The organism is Noviluteimonas caseinilytica, assembly GCF_018406605.1.
Taxonomy (GTDB): Bacteria; Pseudomonadota; Gammaproteobacteria; order Xanthomonadales; family Xanthomonadaceae; genus Noviluteimonas; species Noviluteimonas caseinilytica.
The window spans coordinates 3031217-3043407 of sequence record NZ_AP024545.1 but is presented as its reverse complement, the minus strand read 5'-3'; the positions used below and the strand labels follow the sequence as shown (position 1 = coordinate 3043407).

Genomic DNA, 12191 nt, shown 5'->3' with positions numbered 1-12191 from the left:
CGGAGCACTGCATGTCTGCCAGCGACCAATTGATGCCGGCCTCGGCCGAGGCCCCGTCGACTGCACAACGTTTGTTCCTGCGGTATTTCACCGGGACGCTGGTGGACCTGGTGGTGTTGAACCTGTTCGTCGAATTCACGGACAAAGTCTTCGTCGATTCGTTCTCCATCTCGCTGCTGGCCGCCGTGCTGCTGCAGGTGCTGCTGAAGGCGACGATCTGGGTGGAGCACAAGGTCGGCGCGTACTTCAAGAAGAAACCCGGCAAGTTCAACACCTTCCTGCGTTTCTTCTTCGCGTGGCTGGTGTTGTTCGGGTCGAAGTTCGTGATCCTCGAGGCGTTGTCGCAGGCGTTCGGCGAGACGGTGCGCTTCACCGGCGCCTGGCACGGCATCATCTGGCTGATCGTGGTGGTGGTCGTGATGCTGCTGGTCGAGGAACTGATCGTGCGGTTCTATCGGAAGCTTGCGTAACCGGCGCGGGCGTAGGATCGCGGTGTTCCAGCAAGACGGAGGTGTCCCATGAACAGGCACCGTTTCACCATCGCGCTGCTGGTCGCGGCGCTGGCTTCGCCGGCTGCGGCGCAACAGTCCTCCGGCAACCTCATGGGCGACGGCAAGGCCGGCGACGTCGTGCGCGTCGAACGGCAGGCCACCGGCTACCACCGCGAGATCAAGGTGGAAGCCGACGGCAAGTACCGCATCCCGCGCATCCCCACCGGCATCTACATCGTCACCGTGACGCATGCCGACGGCACGGTCGACAAGCCGAAGGAAGTGCGCGTGCAGATCGGGACGACGTCGCGGGTGAAGTGACCGGCCCGGTTCAGGGCTTCCAGTCCACCGCGTACGCATCCACGTAATCATCCACCGCCGCGCCGACGGTGGGATGGAAGTTGGCTGCGCCGAAGCGGTCGAACAGTTCGAAGCGGCGCAGCTTGTCCTTGACCGGGTCCTTCATTTCCGCGAAGCGCAGTTCGATATTGGATTCGCGCAGGGCCTGCACGAGTTCGACCAGCATGTCCGCCGACGTCACGTCGATGCTGGTGACCGGCTCGGCGGTCACGACGACGCGCTTCACCGGCGTCGGCGATGCGGCCACGGCGTCGAGCACGCGCTGGCGAAAGAGTTCGGCGTTGGCGAAGAACAGCGGCGCATCCCAGCGGAACAGCACCAGGCCCGGCACGCGCCGCGCGTCGGGATAGCGCGCGGTGTCGTGGAAGCCGCGGATGCCGTCCACGCGCCCCAGCACCGCGTAGTGCGGGCGCCAGCCGTCCCACAGGAATTCGATCACGGCGATGGCGATCGCCAGGCCGATGCCGGGGATCGCACCGAACAGCGCCACGCCCGCGAAGCACACGATGGACAGCCAGAACTCCCAGCGCTGGATGCGGTAGATGCGGCGCAGGTCCGCGAACTCGAACAAGCCGATCGCCGCGGCGATCACGACCGCGGCCAGCGCGCTGTTCGGCAAATCCTTCAGCAGGTTCGGCGCCAGCAGGAGCAGCAGCGCAACGCTCACCGCACCGACGATGCCGGTGAGCTGCGTCTTCGCCCCCGCGGCTTCCGCCACCGGGGTGCGCGACGCGCTGCTGCTGATCGCGAAGCCCTGGAACAAGCCCGCGGCGAGGTTGGCCGCGCCCAGCCCGATCATTTCCTGGTTCGGATCCACGGCTGTGCGCGTCTTCGCGGCATACGTGCGCGACAGCACGCTCGTATCGGCGAAGGCCACCATCGCGACGGCGCAACCGCCGATCGCGACCTGCGCCAGGTCCGCGAATGCGATGTGCGGCAGCGCGAACGACGGCAAGCCCTGCGGCAACGGGCCCAGCACTTTCACGCCGAAGCGTTCGCCCAGCGCGAGCAGCCCGGCCACGACGGTGGCGGCGACGACGGCGATCAGCAACCCGGGCACGCGCTTGAACGGCTTGAGCACCAGGATCGTCGCCAGCGTGCCGGCGCCGACGGCGGCGGCGACCCAGTTCGCCTTGCCGTCGAGCAACGCGTGCACGACCTGCACGATGTCGCGCAGCGGGCCTGCGCCTTCGATCGAGAAGCCGAAGAACTTCGGCAATTGGCTGATCAGCACCGTGAGCGCGATGCCGTTCATGTAGCCGTAGCGGATGGGCTTGGAGAGCAGGTCGGTCACGAAGCCCAGCCGCAGCAGGCCGATGACGATGCACACCAGGCCGGACACGACGGCCATCATCGCGGCGAGCGCGACCGCGCGTTCGGGACTGCCCGCCGAGAGCGGAAGCACGACGGACAGGATCACCGCGGCCAGCGCGGAATCGGGCCCGAGCACCAGGATGCGGCTGGGCCCGAACACGGCGTACGCCAGCAACGGCACGATGGTCGCGTACAACCCGTTGATCCCCGGCAAGCCCGACGCGACGGCGTACGCAATGCCCACCGGCACCAGCATCGTGGTGAGCACCAGGCCGGCGACGATGTCGTTCGGCAACCACGCGGCCTCGTAGCGGCGCAGCGTGTCGATCCCGGGCACCCAGCGTTGCCAGCGTTGCATGGCTCATCCTTTCGGGACGCGCAGCGGGGACGCGGCATTGGACGAACGGTCCGTCGCGGGCGCGCGTGGCGCGGAGCAGAATAGCGCCTCGTCCTGCGCCCCGGGGACCGCGATGTCCGACCAGACCGACGACCCCACCATCCAGGTGTTGCTCGAACGCCTCGTGAAGTTCCGCCTGCCGCGCACGCTGGATATCAAAAAGCGCGTGGATGCCGGCGAACGCCTGACCGATTCGGAAATCGGCTTCCTGTCGCAGGCGCTGGAGGATGCGCAGGCCGCGGTGAAGTACGTTGCGCGCAGTCCGGAAGTCCACGCGCTGGGCGCGCAGATCGCGCAACTGTACGAAGCGATCGTGCACAAGGCGCTGGAGAACGAGAAGCGCGCATGAAACGCGAGGACAAGAAGACCGCGTCCGACGCCCCGCCGGACAAGATGAAGCGCAAGGACTACGAGGCGGCGCTGGAGAAGCTGCACGCCGAGTTGGTGAAGCTGCAGCTGTGGGTGGTCGCCAAGCAGCTGAAAGTCTGCATCGTGTTCGAAGGCCGCGACACGGCGGGGAAGGGCGGTACGATCAAGGCCATCACCGACCGCGTGAGCCCGCGCGTGTTCCGCGTCGTCGCCCTGCCGGCGCCGACCGAGCGCGAGCTGAGCCAGATGTACATGCAGCGCTACATGAAGCACCTGCCCGCTGCCGGCGAAATCGTGATCTTCGATCGCAGCTGGTACAACCGCGCGGGCGTGGAGCGGGTGATGGGCTTCACGCCGGAAGCGAAGGTGCAGCGCTTCCTGCGCATCACGCCGCTGGTGGAGCGCGCGATCGTCGAGTCGGACATCATCCTGCTCAAGTACTGGCTGGAAGTGGGCGAAGCCGAGCAGACGCGGCGCCTGGAAGCGCGCGCCAGCGACGGGCGCAAGCTGTGGAAGCTCACGCCGATGGACCTGAAGTCCTACGGGCGCTGGTACGACTACTCGCGGGCGCGCGACGACATGTTCGCCGCCACCGACACGCCGCACGCGCCGTGGTTCGTCGCACGCACGGACGACAAGCGCCGCGCGCGCCTCAACATCATCCGGCACCTGCTCGACCAGATACCGTACGAGGAACTGCCCCGCGACAAAGTGGTGTTGCCGAAACGGCAGAAGCGCGGCGATTACGTCGAGCCGGACTATCCGTATCGCTACGTCAAGGAACGCTACTGACGGGGGCGACCACCGAGCGGATGCGCTTGCGCTGCCGCGCGAGGGCCCGTTCGGCAAAGCGTCGCAGCGCGGCGCGGGATTCGCCGAACGGCGAGTCCTTGCCGCAATGCGCGACGAGCAGGCTCAGGTCCTGCAACACGCCGAGTTGCTCGGTGACGTGTTTGTCGAAGCCTGCGTCGGAAAGGGGCAAGGCCGCCGCGAGGGCGACGCGATGCTGCTGCGAAAGCCGTCGCATGCGCCGGCGCCAGCGATGCCAGTCCTGGTCGTCGTCGTGCGCACAGGCGCGGTCGCGTGCCGCGTCGGCCTTGCGTGCCGACGCCGCCAGCGCATCGACCACGGTCGACGTTGCGACGTTGTCCCACGCCAGGCCGGACAGCCCCGCGCGCAGCGTCACCAGGATCGCGCGTTCGTGCTGCAGGGCCTGCGCGAACCCGGGTCCATGCGCCATGGCCGCCCGCCGTCGCAGCGCGATGCCGCGCGCGTGCGCGAGCGCCGTGCGCGTCGGTTCGTCGCGCGCCTTCGTGCGCAAGCGATCGAGCGTCTCGACGAGTGCATGCGCATCCCGCAACGGCGACAGGCGCCGGTTCGCGCGCCGCAATTCACGATCGATCAGCTTCGCGCCCGGGCCGACGTCCGCGGCCACGAGTGCGAGCAGGGCGCGCGTGCGGCGGATCGCCTTGCGTGCCTGGTGGATGCCGGTGTGCACGTGGCTGCCGTGTCGACCGAGGTGGTCGATGGCCGCCGCCAGTTCGGCCAGGCCGTGGTCGCGCAGCGCCTCCGTGGTCATCGCGGGGCCTAGCCGACGGCCTTGTATGCACTCGATGCGACGGTCTTGTCGAAGCGCCCCAGCAAATGCGGATCGAACTTGCGTCCCTGCTCGACGTTGAGCATGCGCATCACCTCGTCGTGCCGCTTGGGCGCGTGATACGGCCGCACGGTGGCGATGGCGTCGTAGGCATCGACGATGCAGAGGATGCGCGCGAGCACCGGGATGTCGTCGCCGCGCAAGCCATCCGGATAGCCGCTGCCATCGATGGCTTCGTGGTGGTGCAGCACGACGGTGGCGATGGCGGCCACGCGCGGATCCGGGATCGCCGACAGGATGTCGTGGCCGCGGCGCGGATGCGTGCGCATCACCGCGATGTCGTCGGCGTCGTAGCGCGCCGGCTTGAACAGCACGCGATCGGGAATGCCGAGCTTGCCGATGTCGTGGAGCTGCCCGGCCCAGTGCAGGACGCCCAGTTCCTCGGCGGACAGCCCGAGCGCGCGCCCCGTTTCCACGGACAGCGCGCAGGTGCGGTCGCAGTGCGCGGACGTGTTGTCGTCGCGCTCGTGCAGGGCGCGCAGGACGGCGGCGGTTTCGCGGGCGAGGTCGGCCATGGTTCCGAAGCTAACGCGTTGGCCGGGGCGTTCCGGACGTGGCCGCCCGTCGGCGGACGCCCGGTCGGGCGGCCACGCGGGTTTGGCCCTACGATGCGCGTCCAACCTCCTGGATCGGCAAAGCGCATGGGCACCGGTCTGGCGGATTTCATCGAGCACCACAGCGAGACGATCATTTCCCACGCGATGGTGTTCGCGAAGACGGTGGACGTGGGCGCGCCGCTCGATGACGCCGCCTTGCGCGACCACCTCCCGGACATCGTCGCGGCCATCGTCGCGGACCTGCGCCGCCCGCAAACGCGCGAGGAAGAAATCGAGAAATCCGAGGGCCGCGCGCTCGCCCCCGTCGGGACGCCGCGCACCGCCGCCGGCACCCACGCGTTGTTCCGCGCGCACAGCGGCTTCAGCGTGTCGCACCTGGTGTCCGAATACCGCGCATTGCGCGCGTCCGTGCTACGCCTGTGGGCCGACGCCCCCGAGGCCGCGGCCGTCAGCGCGGACGAGGTGACGCGTTTCAACGAAGCGATCGACGAAGCCATCGCCGAATCGGTGAGCCACTACGCGGACGAAGTGGAACGCTGGCGCAACATCTTCCTCGGCGTGCTGGGCCACGACCTGCGCAGCCCGTTGAGCGCCATCGTGATGACCTCCGAACTGATCGCGCGCACCGCGGTGGATGCACCGATGGCCGAGGCCGCGCAGCGTTTGATCCGCAGCGGCGAGCGCATGCGCGCGTTGCTGGACAAGCTGCTGGTCTACAACCGCGCGAAGCTGGGCGTCGGGTTCGAGATCGACAAGGCACAGGTCGACCTGGTGCAGGTGTGCCGGGACGAAGTGGACCTGCTGCAGGGCACGATGCCGCAGGTGCGCATCGAATTCCGCGCGGAAGGGCCGGTGTCCGGGATGTTCGATGCCACGCGCGTGCGCGAAGCGCTCGCCAACCTGGTGGTGAATGCCTTGAAGTACGGCAACCGCGGCGGCGACATCCAGGTCACGTTGCGCCAGGCCGACGCGGGCGTCGAACTGAAGGTCGGCAACGCAGGCGAGCCGATCTCGCGCGAGATGCTGGACCTGATGTTCGAACCGCTGCGCCGCGGCGGCGTGCTGGGCGGCGAACAGGAACACGAGCGCGCCAGCCTCGGCCTCGGTCTGTTCATCGTCAACCAGATCGCGCTGGCGCACGCGGGCACCATCCGCGCCGACTCGTCGGACGGGAAGACGACGTTCACGCTGAACCTGCCGAACGGCTGAGCTTCAAGCGCCGGCGAGCGTGCGCGTGATCTCCGCGGCGCCTTGCGTGCTGCACCCCGCGGTGTTGGTGCCCGACCAGAGCGGCGAGAAATCGTCGCGGCCGATACGTTCGGCGTGCGACCGCAGCGGTGCGATCGCCTCGGCGGCGAGCGGGAACGCGGGCGGCAAATCGGAGAGCGGTCCGAGGTCGCGCATCAGGCGATTGGAGATCCCGCGCGCCGGCCGGCCACTGAAGAGATTGGTGAGCGCGGTGTCCGGCACGGACGCGCGCGCGATGGCGGTGCGATGCACCGGCGAGGTCGTGGCTTCCGGACATAGCAAGTAGGACGTCCCGACCTGCACGGCGCTCGCGCCGGCCCGTAACGCCGCACGCACGTCGGCGTGGCTGCCGATGCCACCCGCGGCAATCAATGGCACGTCGATCGCGTGCGCCAGGCCGGCCAGCAAGTCGCGCAAGGGCAACTGCAACGACAGATCGTCCGACAGGAAATGCCCGCGATGCCCGCCGGCTTCCAGCCCTTGCGCGATCACCGCATCGGCGCCGTGCGCCGCGAGCCATCGGCCTTCCTCGATGGTCGTCGCGGAGCCGAGCACGAACGCGCCCCAGCCCTTGATCCGTTGCAGCAAATCCGGCGCGGGCAGCCCGAAGTGGAAGCTGACGACCTTCGGCCGGAATCCGGCGATCACATCGACGACCGCGGCATCGATCGGTCGTCGCGCACCCGCGTCGTTCGCATCGGGGAACGCCAGGCCGAGTTCGTCGTAATACGGCTGCAAGGCTTCACGCCAGCGCGCTTCACGCGACGCATCGGGCGTCGGCATCGCGTGGCAGAAGAAGTTGAGGTTCACCGGTCGCGGCGTGGCCGCGGCGATGCGTTCCAGCGCGGCGCGCAACTGCGCGGCATCGAGCATCGCGCAGGGCAGGGAGCCCAGCCCGCCGGCACCGGAGACGGCGATGGCCAGGTCGGCGCCCTGCACGCCGGCCATCGGGGCCTGGATCACGGGGAGGTCGATGTCGAGCATCGGACGGAGTATGCCCCGCGGCGAAAAAGTACTGGTCCGCCACGCGTAGAAATACGGGCGCGGTGGCGCCGGCAACGCTTCAGGATGTTGACCCACCCCGTGGCCGCCTTCGCATGCAATGGGCGTTCCCACTCGCGGGGATCATCTGCAGTCAGGAGACGTCCATGATTTCCATGAAAGGTCTGAAACAGCTCGCCCTGTCGTCCGCACTGATGGGTCTCCTCGTTGCGCTGCCCGCCCTCGCGGCCGACGGCGATCCGAGCACGATCAAGGGCCTGATCACCGCGGTCAACGGCGACATGATCACGGTCAAGGACAGCAACAACGTCGAGCGCAAGATCCACGTCTCGCCCGACACGAAGATCAAGAAGAAGAAGGGCCTGGCGGCCGTGCGTTACGAAACGGTCGAGAAAGGCGCCCTGATGGCGGGCCTGCCGATCGTGGCCGACGTGGTCGCGCAGGGCGACGGCTTCAACGCCACGGCGATTTCGTTCGGCTCGGAAGACTTCCGCACCGCGCAGCAGGTGCAGGCCGGCGTGGCGCCGACCCATGCAGGCATGGAAGCGAACGCCGCGCGCATGAACGACTTCGGCACGTATGAAGCGCTCGCCACGGCAGAGGTGCATTTCGCCTCGGGCAGCACCGCGATTTCCTCGCAGGGCAAGTCCGACCTGATGGCGCTCGCCGCGAAGACCAAGGAGCTGAAGGATTACCGGATGGTGGTGCAGGGCTTCACCGATTCCACCGGCGACGCCGCCGCCAACCAGGTCCTCAGCACCAAGCGCGCCGCGGCCGTCACCAATTTCCTGCAGCAGAAGGCCGGCGTTTCGCCCGGTCGCGTGCAGGCCGGCGACGGCATGGGCGTGGCGTCCGACGCCGGCACGGGCAGCAATGCCAGTGCGCGCAAGGTGGTCGTGAAGCTGGTGGTCGACAAGGGTGTGAACGCCGGGAAGTAAACGTGCTTCGCGGGTGACGAACCAAGGCCGGGAGCGTGCGCTTCCGGCCTTTCGCATTGCGTGGCGCGGGAGTTCGGTAGGGTCGGTCGCATGCCCTTGTTGCTGCTCCCGTTGATCGTGCTCGTCCTGTTCGCGGCCTGGCTCGTGCTGCTGCCGGTGTCGCTGTGGGCGCGGTATTCGTCCGGGCGCGCGCGGCGGCGTGCGCAGGGGTGGTTCCTGCGCGGCAATGCGTGGTTGCTTGCGGTGTCGTTGCCGATCTTCGTGGTGTCGTCGTGGGCTGCGACGCACTGGATGGCGGACGCGCTGCGAGATGCGGGCTGGGGTTTGCTGTTCGGCGCGGGGGTCGGCGTGCTCGGCGTGTCGCTGACGCGCTTCGAGCGCGATGCAAAAGGCTGGACCTACACGCCCAATCGCTGGGTCGTGCTGGGGCTCACGGCGATCGTGGCGGCGCGCGTGTTCGCCGGGTTGTGGATGGCGTGGCGGCATTTGTCGGGCGACGCGTCTGGCGCTTTTGCCGGATGGCTCGACGCGGGCGCGTGGACCGGGATCGCCGGCGTGTTCCTCGGCTACGCGCTGGCCTACACCTGGGGCGTGCTGGCGCGGCTGTCGCGCATTGCGTGAATCCCGGTCACCCGGTGACCGGCCGGCATGACCCATTCGGTGGATGCCTTGCGTCCTACCTGATGGCAGGGGCGCAAGGAGGGTGTCATGCGCAAGCGCTTGAAGGTGCGGCAACTCGTCGTGGTCGCGTTCGCGTGGTGCATCGCGAACACGGCCTTCGCCCAGGCAGACCTGTACATCCGCGACACGCCGGCGGACACCGGTGTGCAGCCCAATCCCGATGCGGGGCCGATGTGGGTGTCGGAAGACATATGGGTGCGCAACAGCCCGGATCCCAACTGGCGCCCGACGGCGTTCAATCCCGCGTCGCCGCCCTGGACGCCCGCGGCGCACCAGAATCCCGAATACCGCAATCCGCGCTACGGCCTGCCGAATTACGTGTACGTGCGCGTGCGCAATCGCGGATCGTCGGCGTCGGCCGGCACCGAACATCTGCACGTGTACTGGTCGAAAGGCGCGGCCGGCCCGACGTGGTCGTCCGGCTGGATGGATGCGTTTCCGACCGTGTGCGGCGCCAGTCGCCTCACGGGCGCGGAGATCACCAAGCCGCGCGTCAACGCAGCGACGGCCACCGCGACGCAACGCCAGCGCCTGCGCGATGCGTACATCACGATGGCCACGACGCCGGAATTCGCATTGCTCACCGGCTACGACTACTGGACGAAGCAACAACAGATCCACGTGCGCGCGCCGGAACACCACAACCCCGCGTTCCTGCCGTGGCACCGCGAATTCCTCAACCGCCTCGAACTGTTGCTGCAGCAGGCCGACCCGCGCGTCAAGCTGATGTACTGGCAATGGACGACGGATCCGACCAACAGCACCAACGGCACGAATCTCTACACGTCGGGGTTCATGGGCAACTCCGGCCGCGGCACGGGCGGGACGAGCATGGGCGCACCGTTGTCGCCCGCGCTGGAACCCATCGCGTCGGAAGGCGCGAGCGTCGTGCGCAACCTGCGCACCGGCGTGCCCGGCTCGGCGTCGGATACCACGCACATGGGGTGGGCCAACTACCGCGGCAGCGACGCCGCGGAAAACTTCAGCGTGCAGATCGAGACCACGCCCAACCACGATGCGAACCACGGGTACATCGGTGGCACCGGCGGTTCGATGTCGGTCGTTGCCTCCGCCACGCGCGATCCGTTCTTCTTCCTGCTGCACGGCAAGGTCGACCAGTTGTGGTCGCGCTGGCAGCGCGCGAACACCGCGCGCATCGAAGCCGGCACGGCGTACGGCACCTCGTCGACCAGCGCGGTCATCGTCAACGGCCTGCGTCCGTGGAATGGCGCGGTGCCGACCGGCTCGCCGATCGATCCGTGGACGACGGGCGGCGGCTTCATCGTGACGAAGACCAGCTTCGATCGCTCGGTGCTGTCGCCGCCGATCTACGACAGCGCGCCGCTCACGATTCCCGTCGTGCCGGCGGGGCAGGCGGTCATCCTCGAAATCCCGTGGTATCCGCCGAATCCCGCCGACTACGCGTGCCTCGGCGACACGCAGTTCGGCCTGCTGGCGCGCGTGACGCCGGTGACGACCACCGAAGGCACCAACATCACCACCAACGTGCGCAACGGCAACAACCTGGCGTGGCGCAACCTCCAGGTCGTCGACGACTTCAGCGGCACGATGGCGGCGATGGCGATGATGGTGGAGAACGACACGCAGGCGCCGATGACGGCGTCGCTGCAGTTCCGCGAAGGGGCGCAGCGGTTCGCGCAACTCGGGCAGTCTGTCGAAACGATCGACGTGGGGATGCCGTCGGCGTTGTACCGCCGGATCGCGGGGCAGGGCCGCGAACAGGTGAAGCCGGCGCAGGCGATGCAGGGCGTGCCGGCGGACACGGTGTTCGTGCGGTTGAAGGGATTCGAGGATGCGTTGGACGGGATCGCGTTGAAGCCCGGTGAGCGATTCCCGTTGCGCCTCGTGTTGCAGTTGCGGCGCGATGCGAAGCCGATGCGCGAGCCCTTGGTGTTCGACGTCGTGCAACGCAGCGGCAAGGGCGAGGATGTCGGGGGTGTGCGCTTCCAGCTCGACGTCGCGCAGGTGAATCTCGTGAAGCCGCGCAGTGAATGGCGCGTTTCACCCTCCGATCAGGCGCCGCCGGGCTGGACCTCGACCAACTTCGACGATGCCGCCTGGCCCGAAGCCCCGGCGCCGCTGGGCTTCGCGCCGAAACTCGAAGCCATGGCCGGCGTGGCGCCGGGCACGAAGGTGGCGTATTTCCGCAAGCGCTTCGACGTGCAGGATCCGCAGCTGGTGCGCGACCTCACCTTGCGCCTGCGCGTCGATGACGGCGCGGTCGTGTACCTCAACGGACGCGAAGTGCATCGCACGAACTTCGACAAGCAAGTGCTGAAGCCGGTGTCGGGGGCGGCGGAACTCGCGTATTTCCCGGTGCGGCTATCGCCGGAGTTGCTGCGCGCCGGGACGAACGTGCTCGCGGTGGAAGTGCATCAATACGAGGACAACGCGCAGGACGACCTGGTGTTCGATGCCGCGCTGGTCGGCAATCGCGTGGACGCGACCGAACCGCCGAGCGTGCGCATCGCGCTCGATGACGCGCTCGTGCGCGCGGGGCAATCGATTCAACTGCATGTCGATGCCATCGATCCGAACGGCGAACTCCGCAAGGTCACGTTGTTCGCCGACGACAAGCCCGTGCAACCGACGACGGCCCCCACGACTTTCGCCTGGACGCCGACCAGGGGCCCGCAACGCCTGCGCGCCGTCGCCGAAGACAGCGAAGGCCGCACGACCGCGGAAGACCGCCTGGTCGTCGGCGTCGACGACCTGCCGCCGGTCGTGACGCTGCAGGCCCGCGCCGGCGACGCGCCGGGCACGGTGATCCTGACGGCCGATGCCACGGATGCGGACGGCAGGATCCGCAACGTCGAATTCTTCATGGCCGACAGCGATCTGTTCGAAGCGAAGTTCGTGCCGGTGGGATCGCGCCAGGCGCCGCCGTTCGAAGTGACCGTGCAGGTGCCGGAAACGGAACACCGCATCGTGACCGTGCGCGTGACCGACGATGGTGGCGAAACCAGCGATGCGAGCACGCATGTGCACGTGGGGCCGCACCGGGAGGGGAGCGCGAAGTGACCCAAAAAAGAAAAGGCCCGCTTTCGCGGGCCTTTTCCTTCAATGGTGGAGGTGGGGGGAATTGAATTGCTCCGAAACTGCGCAAGATTCGGGCCGCCACTGCGGGCGGGCGAATTTCGATATGCGCGACGGTAT

12 protein-coding genes are annotated in these 12191 nt (G+C 68.1%); 8 read left to right on the top strand and 4 right to left on the bottom strand.

The features are described 5' to 3' along the window. Nucleotides 1–11: 11 nt before the first annotated feature. Both LYSCAS_RS14870 and LYSCAS_RS14865 read left to right on the top strand, forming a co-directional pair. On the top strand, nucleotides 12–470 hold the full coding sequence (locus tag LYSCAS_RS14870; RefSeq protein ID WP_213434825.1) for a hypothetical protein: 459 nt from the start codon (nucleotides 12–14) through the stop codon (nucleotides 468–470). 48 nt (nucleotides 471–518) lie between these two features. Beyond that, a complete protein-coding gene (locus LYSCAS_RS14865) occupies nucleotides 519–812 on the top strand; it encodes a carboxypeptidase-like regulatory domain-containing protein (protein ID WP_213434824.1) in 294 nt (97 codons plus the stop codon). Nucleotides 813–822: 10 nt separating this feature from the next. Here LYSCAS_RS14865 and LYSCAS_RS14860 read toward each other — a convergent pair whose 3' ends face one another. Then, entirely contained in the window at nucleotides 823–2523 is a 1701-nt protein-coding gene (locus tag LYSCAS_RS14860; protein WP_213434823.1) for a SulP family inorganic anion transporter, read from the bottom strand. 112 nt (nucleotides 2524–2635) lie between these two features. Here LYSCAS_RS14860 and LYSCAS_RS14855 point away from each other — a divergent pair, with 112 nt between their 5' ends. Together LYSCAS_RS14855 and ppk2 are read left to right on the top strand one after the other, a co-directional pair. Further along, nucleotides 2636–2911 (top strand): hypothetical protein, encoded by a 276-nt coding sequence (locus tag LYSCAS_RS14855; RefSeq protein WP_213434822.1) that lies wholly within the window; start codon nucleotides 2636–2638, stop codon nucleotides 2909–2911. Next, nucleotides 2908–3723 (top strand): polyphosphate kinase 2, encoded by an 816-nt coding sequence (gene ppk2, locus LYSCAS_RS14850; RefSeq protein ID WP_213434821.1) that lies wholly within the window; start codon nucleotides 2908–2910, stop codon nucleotides 3721–3723. Before LYSCAS_RS14855 ends, ppk2 begins: the two co-directional genes overlap by 4 nt. Here ppk2 and LYSCAS_RS14845 read toward each other — a convergent pair. Continuing rightward, nucleotides 3707–4510, bottom strand: a complete 804-nt coding sequence (locus tag LYSCAS_RS14845; protein ID WP_213434820.1) for a CHAD domain-containing protein — start codon at nucleotides 4508–4510, stop codon at nucleotides 3707–3709. The genes ppk2 and LYSCAS_RS14845 overlap by 17 nt on opposite strands. An 8-nt stretch (nucleotides 4511–4518) precedes the next feature. Next, the gene (locus tag LYSCAS_RS14840) at nucleotides 4519–5103 is read right to left on the bottom strand and encodes an HD-GYP domain-containing protein (protein ID WP_213434819.1); all 585 of its coding nucleotides are present in this window, start codon (nucleotides 5101–5103) and stop codon (nucleotides 4519–4521) included. A gap of 126 nt (nucleotides 5104–5229) precedes the next feature. Between LYSCAS_RS14840 and LYSCAS_RS14835 the strand changes: the two genes are divergently transcribed. Next, the gene (locus tag LYSCAS_RS14835) at nucleotides 5230–6354 is read left to right on the top strand and encodes a sensor histidine kinase (protein ID WP_213434818.1); all 1125 of its coding nucleotides are present in this window, start codon (nucleotides 5230–5232) and stop codon (nucleotides 6352–6354) included. Between the two features lie 3 nt (nucleotides 6355–6357). Here the strand turns inward: LYSCAS_RS14835 and LYSCAS_RS14830 are convergent, their stop codons facing one another. Further along, nucleotides 6358–7377: an NAD(P)H-dependent flavin oxidoreductase gene (locus tag LYSCAS_RS14830; protein WP_213434817.1), complete on the bottom strand. Its 1020-nt coding sequence runs from the start codon at nucleotides 7375–7377 to the stop codon at nucleotides 6358–6360. A gap of 164 nt (nucleotides 7378–7541) precedes the next feature. On the opposite strand from LYSCAS_RS14830, the gene LYSCAS_RS14825 reads away from it, so the two are divergent. The 3 genes from LYSCAS_RS14825 (at nucleotide 7542) to LYSCAS_RS14815 (ending at nucleotide 12056) form a co-directional block, all read left to right on the top strand. Then, nucleotides 7542–8333 carry an OmpA family protein gene (locus LYSCAS_RS14825; RefSeq protein ID WP_213434816.1) on the top strand — a complete coding sequence of 264 codons (792 nt, stop codon included), beginning with the start codon at nucleotides 7542–7544 and terminating at the stop codon, nucleotides 8331–8333. Nucleotides 8334–8423: 90 nt separating this feature from the next. Then, entirely contained in the window at nucleotides 8424–8954 is a 531-nt protein-coding gene (locus tag LYSCAS_RS14820; RefSeq protein ID WP_213434815.1) for a DUF1453 domain-containing protein, read from the top strand. Between the two features lie 87 nt (nucleotides 8955–9041). After that, the gene (locus tag LYSCAS_RS14815) at nucleotides 9042–12056 is read left to right on the top strand and encodes a tyrosinase family protein (RefSeq protein ID WP_213434814.1); all 3015 of its coding nucleotides are present in this window, start codon (nucleotides 9042–9044) and stop codon (nucleotides 12054–12056) included. Nucleotides 12057–12191 lie beyond the last annotated feature (135 nt).